Source organism: Streptomyces sp. NPDC086989 (assembly GCF_044745505.1).
Lineage (GTDB): Bacteria > Actinomycetota > Actinomycetes > Streptomycetales > Streptomycetaceae > Streptomyces.
The window spans coordinates 403015-421707 of the sequence record NZ_JBIVAL010000007.1; the positions used below are offsets into that span (position 1 = coordinate 403015).

The window sequence follows — 18693 nt, forward strand, 5'->3', positions numbered from 1 at the left end:
GTTGGTCGCGTGGTTGAGCTCGGCGAGGCGTGGGGGAGGGGGTCAGTAGCCGTAGATCATCTTGTAGGCGACCTCGGGCAGGAACTGCCCGGCCGAGGAGCCGGCCCCGACACCGCAGTTGCCGTCGGACTCGCCGGGAATCTTGATCCACAGCAGCATCTCGGCGCCGTCTCCGCCGCGCTGGCTCGGAGTGCCGATCCGGCGGCCCGCGGGGTTGCACCACTGGCCGTTGGAACCGTTGCCGTTGCGGCTGGTGTCGACGACGAACGGCTTGGTGTAGCCGAAGGAGCCGAGAGCGGAGTTGACCGCGTTGCCGTAGGAGGTGTTCTGGCCGGTGGTGAAGTAGTTGGAGACGTTCAGCACGAAGCCGTGTGCCCCGCCGACACCGGCGGCGGCGAGCTGCTGCGCCATGGTCGAGGCGCCGATCCAGCCGGGGTTCCCGGCGTCGAGGTACACCCAGGTATGGGGGGCCTTGGCATTGAACTGGGCGATCGCGTTCCTCAGCATGGCGTTGCGCTCGGCGATCTGATCGGCCGTCATGCAACTTTCGTGGCCGAGGGCGTCGGGTTCGAGGACGACGAGGGCCGGGCGGTTGCCGATGCCGCTGGCGAAGGCGGCGATCCAGGCGTCGTACGCGGCGCGGCTCCCGGCGCCGCCGCCGGAGTGACCGGCGCAGATGTCCCGATGGGGGATGTTGTACGCGACCAGGACCGGAAGCTTGTCGTAGGAGTCCGCGCGACCGACGTAGGCGCCGGTGGCCGTGCCGATGTCGCCGCTCCAGTTGCCGAACCAGCGGGCCGACGGGGTGTGGGCGATGGACGTCCGGATCGCCGCCGCCCGCCCGTCGCCCGGGTTTGCGTCGGCCCACCGCAGGGCGGCGTTGTCGGGGTCGGTGTAGAAGCCGCTGGTCATGGTGGTCGGGTCGGCAGCATACGCCGGTGCGGCGTTTATCAGGGCGAAACCGGTGGTGAGGACACCGGCCAGCAGGGCCGATACGGCTCGGAAGGATGTGCGCATGATTCTTCCTCCGACGGGCGAGGAGTTGGGGAAGCGCTTTCCCTTTCTGGAAAGGTTCGGGTCACGCTGGTGGGATGATTTGAATTCGTCGCAGAGGACGTCGCGGCGATCGGCTTCGATGACCTGGCGAGTGCCCGGCACACCAGCCCGCCCCTGCCCACGGCCGTGGGATCACCGACGTCGGCGTCACGGCGGTTCCCGCCGGCTCAGGTACGTGATGTCGAACCACGCGAAGTGTGCGTGGTTGGCGGAGGGGCGGCCGTTGGACGTGGCGTAGAGGCCGAGCTGGATGCTGGTGAACAGCGGGACGAGGAAAGTGGCTTCGACGGTGGTCAGGTCCTGCCAGGTGCCGCCGGGTGCCGTGTGGGCGAAGGTGTGGCTGAAGCCCCGGATGCGGACCCCCAGCTGAACGGGGCCCGGAGGGACGGGAGCGCATGCCAGGACGTCGGGCCCGTGGCGGAGGCTGAGTCCTTCCGTGGTGCGAAGGAAGAGCAGGTGGGTGTCGTCGTCGAGGACCACGGCGAGGCCCGCCTGTTCGTCCGGGGCGGCGGGGGTGAAGTGCAGTTCGGTGGAGACGTCGCAGTCGGGCTGTTCCTGGGGGCGGGCCAGGAGGGACGGGGTGGTGCGTTCGCCGAGGCGCTCGGGGCGGAGTCGAAGGCGTAGTCCCTCGCCGGTGGTCCAGAACCGCGCGGGTGGGGTGCGCAGGGTGTTCCAGTCGGCGGAGAGGGTGGCGAAGTCGTCGTGGAGGGGGCGGCGGAGGTCGGTGTGGACGACGGGGGAGAAGACCGGCCAGCCCTCGTCCCAGGTGATCCGGCTGAGGAAGGTCTCGCGGCCGAGGGCGGAGCCCGGACGGACACCCAGGAGGACGGCCCGCCAGTCGCCGTACGGGGTTTGGACGAGGTCGGCGTGCCCCGTGCAGGTGACGGGTCCCTCGGCGGGTGGCAGCACCGGGTTGCCGGGGGCGCCCTCGTACGGTCCGGTCACGTGGTCGGCGCGGGCGGCCACCACGCTGTGGTCCACATCGGTGCCACCCTCGGCGGTGAGCAGGAGATAGGTGCCGTCGGTCTTGTAGAGGTGCGGGGCTTCCGACCACCGGGCGCCAGGGTGGCTTCCCGACCACAGGACGTGCTCGGGTCCCGTGAGCCGTCGTTCGCGGGGAAGGTATTCGCGCATCCAGATCTCGGTGCGGCCGGCGGCCTCGTCCCGTACGCGGGCGGCGGTGAACCAGGCCCGGCCATCGCTGCCGCCGCTCCCGCCGTCGCCGTCGTCCGGCCCGTCGTCGAAGAACAGCGACGGGTCGAAGCCCTCGCCGTCCAGCCACTGCGGCTCTGACCACGGCCCCGCCGGGTCGGTCGCCGTGACGACGAAATGACCGGGGCCGTCCATCAGGGTGCAGACGAGATGGAAGACCCCGTCATGGTGCCGGATCGTCGGTGCGAACAGGCCCCGTGAGGGCTCGCACCCGGCGAGGTCGAGCTGGGACGCCCGGTCGAGGGCGGAGCCGATGCGCCGCCAGTTCACGAGATCGCGGCTGTGGAACACGGGAAGGCCGGGGAACCATTCGAAGCTGGACGTGACCAGGTAGTAGTCCGCTCCCACCCGGCAGACGGACGGGTCGGGCCGGAACCCGGGCAGGACGGGATCACCGGAGAACCGGGTCATGGAACCGGGACGATCTCGACCGGCACGGACAGCACCCGGTCGGCCGCCGGGTGACGTACCGGGCCCTCCAGAGTGAAGGATCCCTGGAGCGGAAGGTCTCCGCTGGAGCGTCCGACGAATACGCCGATCTCCCCGGGCTCCACTCTCCTGCGCAGGTCGAGCCCGCTGAAGGAGGTCCGGTCGGCATGGACGGAGAAGGTGATCCGGGCGGCCGCTCCCGGCCGCAGTACGACCCTGGCGAATCCGGCGAGCCACCGCTGCGGCCGGACGACGGACGCCACGGGGTCGGAGAGGTACAGCTGGACCACCTCGGTCCCGGTCACCTCGCCGACGTTGCGCGTGGTGACCGAGACGGCGACGGTTCCGTCCGTCGCGGCGACGGGATCCACCGAGAGCTCCGAGCAGGTGAAGCGGGTCCAGCTCAGCCCGTGTCCGAAGGGGAACAGCGGGGTCGGGTCCACCGAGCTCCAGTCGGTGTGCCCGCCGAGCCTGGCGTGCAGGTAGGTGCCGGGCTGTCCGCCGGTCCGGCGGGGGATGGAGACGGGCAGCCGACCGGAGGGTTCCGCGGCCCCGCTGATGATCCGGGCCAGCGCCGTCCCGCCCTCCTCGCCGGGGAAGAAGACCTGCACCACGGCCGATGCGCGCTCAGCCAGCGTGCCGAGCGCGTAGGGCCGTCCGGAGACGATGACCAGGACGGTCGGCACCCCGGAGTCCAGCACGGCGGAGGCGAGTGCGGCCTGGTCGCCGGGCAGGTCGAGGGTCTCGGCGTCACAGCCCTCTCCGGAGGTGCCCCGGCCGAACATGCCGGCCCGGTCCCCGAGCACCAGCACGTTCACGTCCGGATCGTCCTCGGTGACGGTGAACCCGGCAGCGGTGAGCGCCTCGCCGAGCGTCGGGATCTCCAGCCCGAGGTCGCCGGACAGCGCGACGTGGTTGGGGAAGGAATAGCAGCCGAGGAAGGACCGGGGGTCGTCGGCGTACGGCCCGCTGATCGCGACACGGCACGGTCGCAGCGGCAGGGTGCCGTCGTTGGCGAGGAGCACGGTGGACCGTTCGGCCAGGAGCCTGGCCAGTACCCGGTTCTCCGGCGGGTCGAGGTCGACCGGCACGGGCTTGACGGGTTCCCAGTCCGGGTCGAGCAGGCCGAGCTCGGCCTTCTGCAGCAGGACCCGTTCCGCGGCCCGGTCGATGAGCTCCTCGGACAGGCTTCCCGACCGCACGAGTTCGGTCAGCGGCTCGCCGTAGCAGCGGGCCGTGGGCAGCTCGACGTCGATTCCGGCGGTCAGCGCCAGGGCGCCGGCCGCGCCGCGCGAGCCGGTGACCCCGTGCCGGGTCTCCAGGAAGGAGACGGCGTAGTAGTCGGCGACGACCACGCCGCTGAAGCCGAGCTCATCTCTGAGGAGCCCCGTCAGCAGCCGTTCGTCGGCTGCCACCGGGACGCCGTCCACGTCGGTGTAACTGTTCATCACCGACCGGGCGCCTCCCTCGCGCAGTGCCCGAACGAAAGGCTCGACCAGTACGTCGGCGAACTCGCGCGGCCCCGCGGCGACGGGGGCCATGTTCCGGCCGCCGCGTGAGGCCGAGTACCCGGCGAAGTGCTTGAGCGTCGCCACGATCCCGGCGCCCTCCAAGCCCTGCACATAGGCGGTGCCGATCGCCCCGACGAGGTAGGGATCCTCGCCGATGCACTCCTCGGTCCTGCCCCACCGGTAGTCGCGGACCACGTCGAGCACCGGAGCCAGCCCCTGGTGGACGCCGACCCGCCGCATCCCCGTGCCGATGGCGGCGGCCATCCGGCGCACGAGCCCGGGATCGAAGGACGCGCCCCAGGCCAGCGGCCCGGGGAAGACCGTCGCCCCCAACGTCATGAACCCGGTCAGGCACTCCTCGTGAGCGACCGCCGGGATCCCGAACCGGCCGGATCCGGTCACCTGCCGCTGGAGCGAGGCGAGCCGCTCCGTCCCGGCTTCCGCGGTGACCGGAGCGGTGCCGAACACGCGGGTGAGCTGGCCGAGCCCGTGGGCGGCGATGTCGTCGAGGCCGGGCGCGGACTCGCCGGAATCGTCCTCCATCGGCGCGACCGGTGCCCCCGGATCCGAGGGCAGCGCCCAGAAGCCGGCGAGCTGACCCGCCTTCTCCTCCAGCGTCATCCGTTCCAGCAGATCGGCGACCCGTACGGACACGGGCAGGAGGGGGTCACGCCAGGGCTCGGTCAAGGAGTTCTCCTAGGGAGTGTCTCGTCGGTCAGGCCGGATGGGAGCGGCGTCCGGTGCCGTGCATCGCTAGGCGGAGGAGGGAGTCAACGCGGTGGGGGTCCCCCCGGACTTCGTCCGGGGGGACCCCACCCAGCGGTAGCTGGGGGACGTTGGCGACTGACGACAACGCGGCGAGGCGCGGTGCCAGACGCCGCGAGCCCGGCCTGACCGACAAGACACCCCCTAGAGACGGGGCAGGGCGGTGGAGAGCCGGACCTTGAGCTCGGTCGAGAGCTCCATCCGGGGGCTGACCAGGGGCTGGCCGTCCAGGAGCTGGAAGAGCGTGCGGGCGGCGAGCCGGCCCATCTCCTCCAGCGGCTGGCGCACGGTCGTCAGCGGCGGTGACAGCCATTCGCACATCGGCAGGTCGTCGAAACCGACCACGCTGAGGTCCTGCGGGATGCTCAGGCCGCCCTGCCGGGCGGCTTCGTAGACGCCCATCGCCTGCTGGTCGCTACTGGCGAAGATGGCGGTCGGCGGCTCGGGGAGGGCGAGGAGTTCCCGGGCGCGCTGGAACCCGCCCTCGTGCTGGAAGTCGCCGAACCGGATCAGGTCCCGGTCGACCTCGATCCCGGCCCGCTCCAGCGCGGCCCGGTACCCGTCGATGCGGGCCTGGCTGCAGAGCATCTCCTTGCGGCCGCCGATGGCGGCGATCCGGCGGTGCCCCAGGCCCAGCAGGTGCTCGGTGGCGGCGAGGCCGCCCGCCCAGTTGGTCGCGCCGATGCTCGGAACCCCATGGCCCGGCAGGTCGATCGGGTCGATGACGACCAGCGCCACCCCGGCCTGTTCGACCTGGGCGCGCTGGGCCTGGGTGACGGAGGCGGTGACGAGGATGACGCCGTCGCTGTGGTGCAGGACCGGCAGTGCGGCCCAGCTCGACGGCGTGGCCTCGCCCGGCGGGACGAGCGACACGACGGTGCCCACGCTCCGCTGGGCGCACTCGGCCTCGACGCCACGCAGTATCTCCACCGCCCACGCGCTGTCCAGACCGCCGATGATCAAGTCGACCAGGCCCGACCTGCGGGCCCTGCCCTGCCGGCCGGGGTGCAGGTAGTTGTGAGATCGCAGCAGGCTCTCGATGCGTTCGCGTGTCGCGGGTGCGACATCGGAGCGACCGTTGATCACCTTGGACACGGTGGCCTGGGAGACCCCTGCCTCCGCGGCGATGACGGCCAGGGTCGGACGCTGTTCGCTCAACTTTACTCCTCTGCATGCACGCCTGCGCTGGCGACATGTATCGCAAACTTTCGAAGAGTTTCCGGTCGGCGCGACGTGGTTGTCAAGCTCCAAGAGGGCTGCTCCTGAGGGAAGTTCGGTGAGAAGGCTTGACCGTGGCGCCCCACGTTCCTAGTTTGTGGCAGCACGAAATCGAGAATGTTACGAAATATTTTCGCGCTCGAACCGGCATCCCCCACCCCGGAGGTCCCATGGCCAGCACACCCCCGAGCCGACGAAGCTTCCTGGCGCTCTCGGGTCTGACCGCTCTGTCCCTCTCGCTGACCGCCGCCTGCGGTGGCGGGGAGTCCGGCTCCGCCTCCGGGCCGGCGGCCGATGGCAAGGTGACCTTCGCGTGGTGGAACATCGCCACGACGGAACCGGGCAAGTCCCTGTTCCCGCAGATCTCTTCGGCGTTCACGGCCACCCACCCGAACACGACGATCAAGACGACCTCGTTGGAGAACGAGGCGTTCAAGTCCAAGCTGACGGCCACCACTTCCTCGGGCAGGCTCCCCGACGTCTTCCAGACCTGGGGCGGCGGCGTTCTGCGGCAGCAGGTCGACGCGGGGCTGGTCGAGGACCTCACCGACGCGTTGGGCTGGGCGTCCGACCTCACCCCGGTCTCGCTGCAGGCCTATCAGTTCGAGGGCCGGACCTACGCAGTTCCCTACGACGTCGGCATGGTCGGCTTCTGGTACAACAAGAAGCTCTTCGCCAAGGCCGGAATCACCGCTCCGCCGGCCACCTGGGCCGAGCTCCTCGAAGACGTCACGAAGCTCAAGGCGGCGGGCGTCACTCCGATCGCCCTCGCGGGCAAGGAGAAATGGCCCGGCCACTACTACTGGGCCTACCTCGCGATGCGCGTGGCAGGCCTCCCCGCGCTGCAGCGGGCCGCGACCACCAAGGACTTCACCGGCGCCGGCTTCGTTCAGGCGGGCACCCGTCTCAAGGAGCTGGTCGACCTCCAGCCGTTCCAGACGGGCTTCCTCGGTGCGGGCTACGCCACCCCCGGCGGCCAGGCCGCGACCATGGGCAACGGCAAGGCCGCCATGGAGCTGATGGGCCAGTGGGGGCCGTCGGTCCAGAAGGACGCGGGCGCCGACCTCGGAGCGGACCTGGGCTTCTTCCCCTTCCCGACGGTCGACGGCGGCCTCGGCCGGGCCACCGACGTGTTCGGCGGTGGCGGTGGCTTCGCGCTGCGCAAAGGTGCGCCGAAGGAGGCGCTGGAGTTCCTGAGGTTCTTCGTTCTGGAGAACGAGTCCAAGCTGCTGGCCTCCAACGGCTACCTGCCGGTGGTCAAGGGCGCGGAGAGCCGGCTCACCGACCCCAACAGGAGGGTGGTGGCCGACAGCCTGGTCAACGCGACGGGCTTCCAGCTCTTCCTCGACCAGGCCTACCCGCCCGCGGTCGGCCAGCAGGTCAACGACAGCGTCGCCGACCTCATCGCCGGCAAGAAGACGCCCGAGCAGGTCACCAAGTCGATCACCGAGGCTGCGAAGGGTGCCTAGCCCCGTGTCCACGCTGACCGAGGAGCGGACGCAGAACGCCCTGACGGTGGGCCCGCCCGCCCCGGCACGGCCTCTCCTGCGCGGGTTGCACAGCTGGGCGTCGATCGTCTGGTTCCTCGTCCCGGCTCTGGCCCTCTTCCTCGTCTTCGTCCTCGCCCCGATCGCCGTCGCCGTCTACACCGGCTTCTTCAAGTGGGGCGGGACCGGCCCCCTGGACGACTTCGTCGGCTTCGACAACTACGCCAAGCTGTTCGACGATCAGGTCTTCCTGGGCGATCTGGAGCACGGGCTGTACCTGATCGCCCTGTCGATCACGGTGCAGTTGCCGTTCGCGCTGCTCACCGCGGTCCTGCTCAACCAGAGGCTGCGCGGCAGGGCCGTCTACCGGATGCTGTTCTTCGCGCCCTACGTCCTGTCCGAGGTGGTCACGGCGGTCCTCTTCACGATGATCTTCCTTCCTGATGCCGGCATGGCAGACCACCTCGCCGGCGCCCTCGGCCTGGAGGGGCTGCGGGGGAAGTGGCTCGCCGATCCCTCGACGGTCATGCCCACCCTGTTCGTGGTCATGACCTGGAAGTACTTCGGCTTCCACATGATGCTCTTCCTCGCCGGACTGCAGGGCATCCCGGGCGAGATCCTCGAGGCCGCCTCCATCGACGGTGCCGGCGTCTGGCAGCGCTTCCGGCACGTGACGCTGCCGCTGCTCGGCCCGACGATCCGGATCAGCGTCTTCCTTTCGGTCATCGGGGCCATCCAGCTCTTCGACCTCGTCTGGGTCATGACCGCGGGCGGGCCCAACCACTCCTCCGAGACGATGGCGATCTCGATGTTCCAGTTCGGGTTCAAGCGCTACCAGGTCGGGTACGCCAGTGCGATCAGCGTGGTGCTGTTCATGATCAGCCTGGTCTTCTCCCTCTTCTACCAGCGTTACGTGCTCCGCCGTGACCTGAGCGGGGCCATCACCTCGGGAGGTGGCCGGTGAACGCCCGCAGGACCGCGCGAGGCCTGTCGCTGCACGCCGTGGTCTGGCTGATCGGCGCGTTCGTCGTCGTGCCGCTCGGCTACGCGGTGATCTCCGGGTTCAAGAGCACCGGCGAGCTGACGACCAACCCGTTCGGGCTGCCCGGGCACTGGAGGACCGGCAACTACACCGGCATACTCGGCGACGGAACGTTCTGGCGGCAGATCGCCAACAGCGCGGGCATCGCGATCGGCACGACGTGCTGCACGGTGGCGGCGTCCGCGATGGCGGCGTTCGCGCTGGCCCGCTACGCCTTCCGGGGCAGGGAGCTGTTCTACACGCTGTTCACGATCGGGCTCATGTTCCCGTTCGCGGTGGCCGTCCTGCCGCTGTTCCTGCTGCTGCGCAACTTCGACCTGCTCGACAACCCGCTCGGCGTGATCCTTCCCCAGGCGGCCTTCGGGCTCCCGATGACGATCACCATTCTGAGGGGTTTCTTCCGGACGGTCCCGGCGGAGGTCGAGGAGGCGGCCGTCATGGACGGCTGCGGCAAGTTCCGCTTCTTCTGGAAGATCCTGCTGCCGATGGCGCGTCCGGCGCTCGGCACGGTGTCGGTGCTGGCGATCGTCGCGAGCTGGAACAACTTCTTCCTGCCGCTGCTGGTGTTCAACGACCCGAGATGGCAGACGGTCCCGGTCGGGGTCCAGCAGTTCCAGGGCCAGTACTCGACCGACTACGCGCTCGTCCTCGCCTACATCGTGCTCGCCATGATCCCCGCCCTCGCGTTCTACGCCGTCGCCGAGCGGCAGCTGATCGGCGGACTCACGGCGGGCGCCACCAAGGACTGACCCGTCCCGCTGCGACCCCACCCCCCGAGGAGACGTTGTGAAACGCCTGACCGCATCGGCATCCGCAAATTTGTTAGCGCTAACATCACCGGCCCGCGGCCCACCGCCTGAAACGTGAACTGCTGGACGCCCGGTGGATCCGCCGGCGTGACGGCCCCTGGCCGCAGCCGTTCCGCGGCCCGTCGGGGTCACCTCACTCCCACCCCCCTCGAAGGAGCTCTTCTGATGTGGTTTCGCCAACCGTCCCCGGTCCACCTGAGACGACGCCTGCTCGCCGTCATCGCGCCCTTGCTGCTCCTGGCCACCTGCCTCAGTGTCCAGCCCGCCGGCGCGGCGCCGGCCGTCGACACCGAAGCCTCGTACGTGCTGGTCAACCGCAACAGCGGCAAGGCCCTGGACGTCTACAACCTGGCGACCGGCGACGGCGCCCGCATCACCCAGTGGACCAGGAACGATCAGAACCAGCAGCAGTGGCAGTTCGTCGACTCCGGTGGCGGTTACTACCGCATCAAGTCCCGCCACTCCGGCAAGGTGCTGGACGTCCAGAACGGGTCCACCGCGAACGGTGCCCCGATCGTCCAGTGGGCCGACGTGAACGGGACCAACCAGCAGTGGCGGCTGGCCGACAGCTCGGACGGCTACGTGAGGTTCGTCGCGCGCCACAGCAACAAGGCCCTGGAAGTCCAAGGCGGATCCACCGCCGACAACGCGAACGTCGTCCAGTACGACGACTGGGGCGGCAGCAACCAGCAGTGGCGGCTCGTCCAGGTCGGCGGCGGCTCCGGCCCGTGCAGTCTTCCGTCGACCTACCGCTGGACGTCAACGGGCGCGCTGGCGCAGCCCAAGCCGGGGTGGGTCTCGCTCAAGGACTTCACCGTCGTCCCGTACAACGGCAGGCAGCTCGTGTACGCGACGACGCACGACACGGGGACGAATTGGGGTTCGATGAACTTCGGCCTGTTCACCAACTGGTCGGACATGGCCTCGGCCGGGCAGAACACGATGTCGACCTCCACCGTCGCACCCACGCTCTTCCACTTCGCCCCGAAGAACATCTGGGTGCTCACCTACCAGTGGGGTGGAACCGCCTTCTCCTACCGGACGTCGAGCGACCCCACCAACCCCCAGGGCTGGTCATCACCGCAGGTGCTCTTCTCCGGGGGCATCGCCGGCTCCGGAACGGGACCCATCGACCAGACACTCATCGGTGACAACGAGAACATGTACCTGTTCTTCGCCGGGGACAACGGCAAGATCTACCGGGCCAGTATGCCGATCGGGAACTTCCCGGGCAGTTTCGGCGCGACCTCGACCGTGATCATGAGCGACACGACGAACAACCTGTTCGAAGCCCCGCAGGTCTACAAGCTCCAGGGCCAGAACCAGTACCTCATGATCGTCGAAGCGATCGGCTCCCAGGGCCGCTACTTCCGCTCGTTCACGGCCACCAGCCTGAACGGTTCATGGACGCCCCAGGCCGCGACCGAGAGCAACCCCTTCGCCGGCAAGGCGAACAGCGGCGCCACCTGGACCAACGACATCAGCCACGGCGAACTGATCCGCACCAGCGCAGATCAGACCATGACCGTGGATCCCTGCCATCTGCAGTTGCTCTACCAGGGACGCAGCCCCAGCTCCGACGGCGCCGACTACGGCCTCCTGCCCTACCGGCCGGGTCTGCTGACACTGCAGCGCTGACGACGAAAGTCCACAGAAGGAGAGGAACCCCGGCCGGTGCACGGCTGGGGTTCCTCGAGGCGGTGAGATCGGTCAGGAGGTGGGCAGGTCAGCGCCGCAGGGTCAGGACGGCCGGCCGGTACGGCAGTTGGTCGTAGGGGCCGCCGGCGGTGGGGGACTTGCCCTGGTACAGGAACTGCAGGTTGCAGGGGTCGACGGTCATGGTCTGGTCGGGGTTGTCGCGGACCAGGTCACCGTGGCTGACGTCGTTGGTCCAGGTGGCACCGCTGTTGGCCTTGCCCGCGAAGGGGTTGCTCTCGCCGGCGGCCTGCGGGGCCCACGGCCCGCTCAGGCTGGAGGCCGTGAACGAGCGGAAGTAGCGCCCGTTCGCGCCCCTCGCCTCAACGATCATGAGGTACTGGTTCTGGCCCTTGACCTTGTAGACCTGCGGCGCCTCGAACAGGTTGTCCGGCGTATCGCTCATGACCGTCGTGTACGACGAGCCGAAGTTGCCCGGGAAGTTCCCGATCGGCATGCTCGCCCGGTAGATCTTGCCGTTGTCACCGGCGAAGAACAGGTGGATGTTCTGGTCGTCGGCGATCAGGGTCTGGTCGATCGGGCCGGTGGGGGAATCGGTGCGCGGAATGCTTCCGGTGAACAGCGGCTGCGGCGCCGACCAGCCGTTGGGGTTGGTGGGGTCGCTCGACGTGCGGTAGATGAAGGGCCACGGGCCCCACTGGTACGCCAGCACCCAGATCTTCTTGGGCGCGAAGTAGAACAGCGTCGGCGCCACCGCGGGCTGGCTCATGCCGGACTGGCCGGCCGACGCCATGTCCGACCAGTTCGTGAAGGGACCGAGCATCATCGAGCCGTACGACGATCCCGAGAAGTTGGACCCGTAGACCAGGTGCTTGCCGTTGTACGTCACGGTGGTGAAGTCCTTCAGCGAAGCCCAGCCGTTCGCGGGCTGCGCCAGAGCACCCGTCGACGTCCACCGGTACGTCGACGGAAGAGCACACGTGCTGCCCGTCGGCGCGGGTGTCGTCGGGGCCGGCGTCCCGGACAGGCCGGTCCACTTCTGGTTGCCGCCGCCGGACCAGCAGGCGTACAGCTGGATCCTGGTGCGGTTGGCGGTGCCCGCGCCGACGGCGTCGAGGCACAGCCCGGACTGGACGCCGGCGATCATGCCGTCGGTGTTGATGTTCCACTGCTGGCCGGCGCCGCCGTTGCAGTCCTCGATGACCACCGCGGTGCCGTTGACGGTGCCGTTGGCCCTGGCGGCCAGGCACTTGTTGCCGTAGATCATCAGCTGCCTGTCGGCGGTGTAGGTCCAGCGCTGGTTGGTTCGTCCGTGACAGTCCCACAGCTGCGCCTGGGTTCCGTTGACGGTGGTGGAACCGTCGAGGTCGATGCAGCGACCGGAGGCGACGCCCTTGATCGTGCCGGTACCGGTCCCGTCGGCGGTGGCGGGGGCGGTCGCGAGGGCGTTCACGACGGCGGTGTAGGCGGCCTTGGGTTTGCCGTTGTCGTCGAACAGCAGGGGGCTCTCGCCGCGGCGCCACGAGTCGCGGTCGCGGACGCCCCATACCGTGATGCCGGTACACCGGGCCACGGACAGGCAGGCCTTGACCGTGTTGGCGTAGTGGGTGGGTGACGCCTGGGCGATGTCCAGCTCGGTGATCTGGACGTCGACACCGAGGGCGGCGAAGTTCGACAGGGTGGTCTGGAAGCTGGACGGCGGCCCGCCGGTGCCGAAGTGGCTCTGGAACCCGACGCAGTCGATCGGCACGCCGCGGGACTTGAAGTCCTTGACCATGGTGTAGACGCCCTGGGTCTTCGCGTCCGACCAGTTCTCGATGTTGTAGTCGTTGTAGCAGAGCTTGGCCGAGGGGTCGGCCGCCCGGGCGGTGCGGAACGCCTCCTCGATGAAGCCGTTGCCCAGCACGTTCTGGAACACCGAGCTGCGGTGCTGGGTGGAGCCGTCGGCGAACGCCTCGTTGACCACGTCCCAGGCGTAGACCTTGCCCTTGTAGTGGGTCATCAAGGTGGTGATGTGGTTGTTCATCACGCCGCGCAGCGTGTTCGCGTCGCCGATGGAGCTGACCCAGGAGGGGAGCTGCGAGTGCCAGACCGCGGTGTGGCCGCGCATGCGCTGACCGTGTGCCGCGGCACGGTTGACGATCTGGTCGGCGGGGCCGAAGGCGAATGTGCCGCGGGACGGTTCGACGGCGTCCCACTTCATCTCGTTCTCCGGGGTGATCATGTTGAACTCCCGGTCCGAGATCGCGGTGTACGCCGAGTCGCCCAGCCTCCCGGCAGCCACAGCTGTGCCGAAGTACCTGCCCGAGGGGGTCGCCTGCGTACCCAGGGTCGCCGCTCCGGCGGAGTCGGGGAGGAGCGTCACGGCGCCGGCCAGCAGCGCCGCGGCCGACAGTCCTATCGCCAGTGTCCGGCGGCTCCGTCCGAGCCGGTGCAGGCCCTTCATGACTCTCCTCGGGGATCGCGGGTCGCCTTGGGCGCTGTGACCGGGCGGGCACCGGCCGGTGCGGTCGGATCCGCCGCGGGGTGGCTGCGGTGCAGGACGCGGCGCCGTGCCTGCGCACCGGTCACCCGGGATTCGTGGGTGTGTGGGGTCATGGGAGGTGCTTTCTTCAGGAGATGCATTGCTGGGGGAGTGGGGACCTCCGGCGCCGGCACACGTGGTGAGCGGCGGGAAGGAACCCCACGAAGTGGAGGCCCCCGAACACGTGGTCGCGTAACGAAAAAGTCGAGCCGCCCCGGCGATTTCTCAGTGATGCATCTCGCAGGCAGAAAGCGTTATGCCGGGCCCCGCGGTCCGGCCGCCCTGTGGGAAGTACACGCCACCCCGGTCATGTGCGGTTCCGGGAGTGGCGCCGTGGCGGTCGCGGCGATCGGAGTGCGACTCGCTCCGGATGCTCAGGGGGTTGTCAGCCGAGGCCCCTTCGCACGATGAAGGAAGCCTGGTCGGCGAAGGCCCGGGTGCCGTCGGAGCCGTCGAGCCAGATCCCGCCGTCGCGGTGGCGGATGACCGATCCGGGATAGTTGTGCGCGTGGAGGGACACGGACCCGGTGACCGACCCGGCGCTCGGGCAGAAGGTGGCGTCTTCACGGAACAGTTCACTGCCGTCGTCGGTGCTCAGCCGGAGCCGCAGTTCACGGTGGCGCAGATAGCGGCCGTCGGCGGAGCGGAAGGTGACGCACCGTGCGTCGGCCAGCCCCCGGAGGACGGTGAACGTGACCCGCTGCCGCGTCTGCGTGCTGCTGGACGCCGAGGCCCGGCCGAGCGTCGCGAAGTCGTCGGCGTACGCGAGGTACAGGGCGGGTTCGTCCACGGACTCCAGTGTCTGTGCGCCCAGCGGAACAGCGGCCGCCCCGGCCGACGGATTCACCGGGGACGGTTCGGCCGGCGTGGTGGTGCTCGACGGGATCGCCGTGGGGTTGCCGCCCGTGGGAGCGGCGATGACGCCGGGCGCCCGGTGCGCCGGCTCGGGCCACGTCGCGTAGGTGGCGGCCCCGGCGACGAGCACCGCGCCGGTCGCGAGTCCCACCAGCTGATGAGCGGTCAGTGCAGGCAGTTTGGCGATCAGTGAGCCGTGCAGAGCGCCTCCACCCGCGCCTCCACCCGTCGCCGTGCCGACGGCGACGGGTGCCGCGGCCAGCCCGGCGGCGCTCGCGGCCGTACCTGACAGCAGACCCTTGGCGGCCAGCGCGGCGAGGAGTCCGGCCGGGACCGCCAGCGGCGCGAGGCTGAGGAGCAGCAGTTCAGCAGGGACCCGTCGGGTCGTCGTCGCCGTGCAGACCTGGCAGTCGCGGGTGTGCCGCGCGATCCGCTTGCGCCACACCGATGTACGAAGACCGTCCCAGCCGACGACGGTCTCGTCCAACCGCGGACAGCGCGGGCGGGCCTCCAGCGCGGCGACGACGGTCCGGCTGAGGTCCAGCTGCTCACGCATCCGTTGCAGGCGTACTCCGACGTGAGCGGCGGTGAGGCCCGTCGCGGCGGCGATGTCGTCGCGGCTCAGCAGTCCGGCGCACTCCTGCCACCACAGCGACAGCAGCACCCGATGGTCCGCGTCGAGCCACCGGCCGGCTTCGACGACCTGACGGCGCTCGTCCGACGCATGCAGACGCAGGATCGTCATGTCCTCGAGTTCGGCGCCGCCGTCCGGCATCTGGAGTGCCTCGTCGATGACCGCGGTCCGGTCCGCCAGGGCGCGTCGTCGCTGCCAGTGCGTGTTGATCTGTCGGAGCGTGATCGACACCAGCCAGGACCGGAAGCTCTCCGGGGCACGCAGGGCGGGCAGGTCGCGCACCACCCGCAGCAGGGTTTCCTGGACGACGTCGTCGACGTCGGCGTGTCCGCTCAGCGCTCGCCGGACGATGTTGTAGAGCAACGGCAGGTACGCGCGGATCAGTTCCTCGCGCGCCTGAGCGTCACCGGCCTGGGCCGCGACGACCAGCCCCGTGTGATCCGTATCCATGAGACCCATCCCCACCCCCTCAGGGGGCGATCCGCCGCGTACGGCGCAACACCTTGACGTCGGCAAGGGTATGCGGGCAAAGCCGGTGCTTTGGCCAGGGGTTGACGTCTGTGGTTCCAGCCGCGGCACCGGGCGTCGGACCCCGCAACCCATCAGCGCCCACCCGCACTTCGAGGCGACTTGAAAAAAGCTACCGGCTCAAGGCAACCCTTTGGCGGGCCTGTGACCACAAGGAGCCGGATCCGGTCGTCCGGTAGCCGGATCCACCTTTCCTCTGATGGCACGCAAGGAGAACACCCCCCATGAAGAACCCCACGCAGGGCGGGCACCGCGGGCGTCACCGCCGTCGCTGGACCGCGACCGGTCTGCTGCTCGGTGTGCCCGCCGTCCTCGTGCCGTACCTCGTGTTCGTACAGGAGGACTCGCGGGCGGCGACGGTCGACGGCGACGCCTACTACCGGTTGGTTTCCGTACGCAGCGGCAAGGCGCTGGACGTCAACGCCTTCTCCACCGCCGACGGCACCCGCATCCAGCAGTGGACCGACCAGAACACCGCCAACCAGCAGTGGAGGCTGAGACCCACCGGGGACGGCTATTACGAGCTGGTGAACCGCAACAGCGGCAAAGTGCTGGGCGTGGCGGGCGACGCGACAGGTCAGGCGGCCGCCGCCGAGCAGCAGACCGACAGCTCCTCCACCTCCCAGCAATGGCGGATCGACGACGTGAGCGGTTCCGACGCCGTCGTCCTCACCTCCCGCAGGAGCGGCCAGGTCCTGGACGTCTCCGGTGGCTCCACGGCCGACGGCGCGGCGGTCATCCAGTATCGCGGCCACGGTGGTACCAACCAGCAGTGGAAACTGGTGAGGACGGCCGAGACCCAGGCGTCCGGATCCGGACCGTACACGTGGCGGAACGCCCAGGTGGTGGGCGGCGGTTACGTCACCGGGCTGGTGTTCAACCAGCGGGAGAGCGGCCTGCTGTACGCGCGTACCGACATGGGCGGCGCCTACCGCTGGGACACCGGGGCCGAGCAGTGGGTCCCGCTGACCGACTGGCTCGGCGAGAAGGACTGGAACCTGCTGGGCATCGACTCACTGGCCACCGACCCCGTCGACCCGGACAGGCTCTACCTCGCCACGGGCACCTACACCAACAACTGGGCCGGTAACGGCGCGATCCTGCGCTCCAACGACCGTGGCCGCACGTTCCAGCGCACCGACCTGCCGTTCAAGCTGGGCGGCAACGAGGACGGCCGCGGGGCGGGCGAGCGGCTGGCGATCAACCCCGCGGACAACGGCACGCTGCTGCTGGGCACACGCAAGAACGGCCTGTGGCGCAGCACCGACCACGGCGCGACATGGAGCCAGGTCTCCTCGTTCCCCGTCAAGGACGGGGCGAGCAGCGGCGCGGGCATCTCCTTCGTGACGTACGGCCCGGCCGGCAGCAAGACGGTCTACGTCGGCGTAGCCGACAGGTCCACCTCCCTCTACCGCTCCACCGACGGCGGCAGCACCTGGCAGGCCGTCCCCGGGCAGCCCACCGGTCAGCTGCCCCAGCACGGCGTGGTCTCCGGTGACGGCTCGCTGTACCTGACGTACACCAACGCACTCGGCCCCAACGGCGTGACGGCGGGCTCGGTGTGGAAGCACACGCCTGCCGGCGGGGCGTGGAAGAACATCTCCCCGTCCCAGGGCGGCTACGGGTTCTCCGGTCTGGCCGTCGACCCGCGCAAGCCCTCCACGGTGATGGTCACCACCCTCGACCGCTGGTGGCCGCAGGACGAGATCTACCGGACCACCGACGGCGGCACGACATGGAAGGCACTGGCCGAAAAGTCGGTGCGGGACGCCTCCGCCGCTCCGTACGTGGGTACCGGGACCGGGCACTGGATGACCGCCCTGGCCATCGATCCCTTCGACTCCGGGCACGTGCTGTACGGCACCGGCAGCGGCATCCTGCGCAGCAAGGACGCCAACGCCTCCGACAACGGCGGCACCAGCCACTGGAGCGTGGGGGCCCGCGGGCTGGAGGAGACCTCACTGCTGGACGCGATCGCCCCGCCCGGCGGCGCCCACGTCGTCACGGCCATGGGCGACCAGGGCGGGTTCCGCCACGACTCCCTGACCGAGGTGCCCTCCGGGCGACTGCAGAACCCGATGATGAGCAACAGCACATCCATCGACTTCGCGCAGTCCAACCCCTCGATGATGGTCCGCGTCGGCCGTGGCGGTGCGCAGGACGGCGCCTACTCCACCGACGGCGGCCGCAGCTGGAACGGCTTCGCGTCAGAACCGGTGGCCGGCGCGGACAGCGGCCGGGTAGCGCTGTCCGCCGACGGCTCGGCCATCATCTGGACGCAGGCCGGCCAGGCCCCGTACCGCTCGACCGACAGGGGAGCGAGCTGGTCGAAGGTCAGCGGCCTGGGCACTGACGCCGTCGTCGTCGCCGACCGCTCCTCGGCCGGGACGTTCTACTCCCTGGCCGCCGGCACGCTCTACGCCAGCACCGACGGCGGGGCGACCTTCAGCGCCCGGGCCTCCAACCTGCCCGCGGACGGCCGGCTCAAGGCCGTTCCCGGGGTCCCGGGGGACCTGTGGATCGCCGGCGGTGGCCAGGGACTCCTGCATTCCACTGACGCCGGCCGCACCTTCACCGGGCTCGCCCCGGTGAAGTCCGCCTCGGCCCTCGGCTTCGGCAAGGCCGCCCCGGGCGCCGCCTACCAGGCCCTGTACCTGATCGGCACCGTCAAGGACGTCACCGGAGTCTTCCGCTCCACCGACAAGGGCGCCACCTGGCTCCGCGTCAACGACGACGCCCACCAGTGGGGCGGCATCGCCGGCACCGCCGTCATCACCGGCGACCCCGACGCCTTCGGCCGCGTGTACGTCGGCACCAACGGACGCGGACTCCTGTACGGCGACCCGTCCTGACCCCGACGCCCGGGCGGGGCGGCAGGCTCCACGGCCCGCCGCCCCGCCAGGGTCCAGAGGGTTCAACGGTGATCGGGAGGGCAGACGACGGCCACGAATCGGATCCGCTGGCGAA

The 18693-nt window shown here is 69.9% G+C and carries 11 protein-coding genes; 5 read left to right on the forward strand and 6 right to left on the reverse strand.

The window, feature by feature from the left end:
• Nucleotides 1-42: 42 nt before the first annotated feature.
• The 4 genes from ACIPK4_RS19810 to ACIPK4_RS19825 form a co-directional block, all read right to left on the reverse strand.
• Nucleotides 43-1017 carry a glycoside hydrolase family 6 protein gene (locus tag ACIPK4_RS19810; RefSeq protein WP_402314238.1) on the reverse strand — a complete coding sequence of 325 codons (975 nt, stop codon included), beginning with the start codon at nt 1015-1017 and terminating at the stop codon, nt 43-45.
• A 186-nt stretch (nt 1018-1203) separates the two neighbouring features.
• Nucleotides 1204-2679, reverse strand: a complete 1476-nt coding sequence (locus ACIPK4_RS19815) for a glycoside hydrolase family 43 protein (RefSeq protein ID WP_402314240.1) — start codon at nt 2677-2679, stop codon at nt 1204-1206.
• The gene (locus ACIPK4_RS19820) at nt 2676-4895 is read right to left on the reverse strand and encodes a glycoside hydrolase family 3 N-terminal domain-containing protein (RefSeq protein WP_402314242.1); all 2220 of its coding nucleotides are present in this window, start codon (nt 4893-4895) and stop codon (nt 2676-2678) included. The genes ACIPK4_RS19815 and ACIPK4_RS19820 overlap by 4 nt, the downstream gene beginning before the upstream one ends.
• Before the next feature lie 222 nt (nt 4896-5117).
• Nucleotides 5118-6131 (reverse strand): LacI family DNA-binding transcriptional regulator, encoded by a 1014-nt coding sequence (locus ACIPK4_RS19825; protein ID WP_054227862.1) that lies wholly within the window; start codon nt 6129-6131, stop codon nt 5118-5120.
• A gap of 230 nt (nt 6132-6361) precedes the next feature.
• Here ACIPK4_RS19825 and ACIPK4_RS19830 point away from each other — a divergent pair, with 230 nt between their 5' ends.
• From ACIPK4_RS19830 to ACIPK4_RS19845, 4 genes are all read left to right on the forward strand, one after another.
• Nucleotides 6362-7660 (forward strand): extracellular solute-binding protein, encoded by a 1299-nt coding sequence (locus tag ACIPK4_RS19830; protein ID WP_402314245.1) that lies wholly within the window; start codon nt 6362-6364, stop codon nt 7658-7660.
• Nucleotides 7653-8642, forward strand: a complete 990-nt coding sequence (locus tag ACIPK4_RS19835) for a carbohydrate ABC transporter permease (RefSeq protein ID WP_402314247.1) — start codon at nt 7653-7655, stop codon at nt 8640-8642. The genes ACIPK4_RS19830 and ACIPK4_RS19835 overlap by 8 nt, the downstream gene beginning before the upstream one ends.
• The gene (locus tag ACIPK4_RS19840) at nt 8639-9469 is read left to right on the forward strand and encodes a carbohydrate ABC transporter permease (protein ID WP_402314249.1); all 831 of its coding nucleotides are present in this window, start codon (nt 8639-8641) and stop codon (nt 9467-9469) included. Before ACIPK4_RS19835 ends, ACIPK4_RS19840 begins: the two co-directional genes overlap by 4 nt.
• Nucleotides 9470-9694: 225 nt before the next feature.
• Nucleotides 9695-11167, forward strand: a complete 1473-nt coding sequence (locus ACIPK4_RS19845) for a non-reducing end alpha-L-arabinofuranosidase family hydrolase (RefSeq protein ID WP_402314251.1) — start codon at nt 9695-9697, stop codon at nt 11165-11167.
• An 88-nt stretch (nt 11168-11255) separates the two neighbouring features.
• Here the strand turns inward: ACIPK4_RS19845 and ACIPK4_RS19850 are convergent, their stop codons facing one another.
• Both ACIPK4_RS19850 and ACIPK4_RS19855 read right to left on the reverse strand, forming a co-directional pair.
• On the reverse strand, nt 11256-13631 hold the full coding sequence (locus ACIPK4_RS19850; RefSeq protein ID WP_402314254.1) for a non-reducing end alpha-L-arabinofuranosidase family hydrolase: 2376 nt from the start codon (nt 13629-13631) through the stop codon (nt 11256-11258).
• Between the two features lie 463 nt (nt 13632-14094).
• Nucleotides 14095-15648 carry a sigma-70 family RNA polymerase sigma factor gene (locus ACIPK4_RS19855; RefSeq protein WP_402314256.1) on the reverse strand — a complete coding sequence of 518 codons (1554 nt, stop codon included), beginning with the start codon at nt 15646-15648 and terminating at the stop codon, nt 14095-14097.
• Nucleotides 15649-15950: 302 nt separating this feature from the next.
• Here ACIPK4_RS19855 and ACIPK4_RS19860 point away from each other — a divergent pair, with 302 nt between their 5' ends.
• Nucleotides 15951-18578: an RICIN domain-containing protein gene (locus ACIPK4_RS19860; protein WP_402314258.1), complete on the forward strand. Its 2628-nt coding sequence runs from the start codon at nt 15951-15953 to the stop codon at nt 18576-18578.
• The last annotated feature ends 115 nt before the right edge of the window (nt 18579-18693 follow it).

Bases quoted from the DNA above. Each gene is read 5' to 3' on its own strand.
- ACIPK4_RS19810 (WP_402314238.1), bottom strand. From the start codon at position 1,017: ATGCGCACATCCTTCCGAGCCGTATCGGCCCTGCTGGCCGGTGTCCTC.
- ACIPK4_RS19815 (WP_402314240.1), bottom strand. From the start codon at position 2,679: ATGACCCGGTTCTCCGGTGATCCCGTCCTGCCCGGGTTCCGGCCCGAC.
- ACIPK4_RS19830 (WP_402314245.1), top strand. From the start codon at position 6,362: ATGGCCAGCACACCCCCGAGCCGACGAAGCTTCCTGGCGCTCTCGGGT.
- ACIPK4_RS19845 (WP_402314251.1), top strand. From the start codon at position 9,695: ATGTGGTTTCGCCAACCGTCCCCGGTCCACCTGAGACGACGCCTGCTC.
- ACIPK4_RS19850 (WP_402314254.1), bottom strand. From the start codon at position 13,631: ATGAAGGGCCTGCACCGGCTCGGACGGAGCCGCCGGACACTGGCGATA.
- ACIPK4_RS19855 (WP_402314256.1), bottom strand. From the start codon at position 15,648: ATGGATACGGATCACACGGGGCTGGTCGTCGCGGCCCAGGCCGGTGAC.
- ACIPK4_RS19860 (WP_402314258.1), top strand. From the start codon at position 15,951: ATGAAGAACCCCACGCAGGGCGGGCACCGCGGGCGTCACCGCCGTCGC.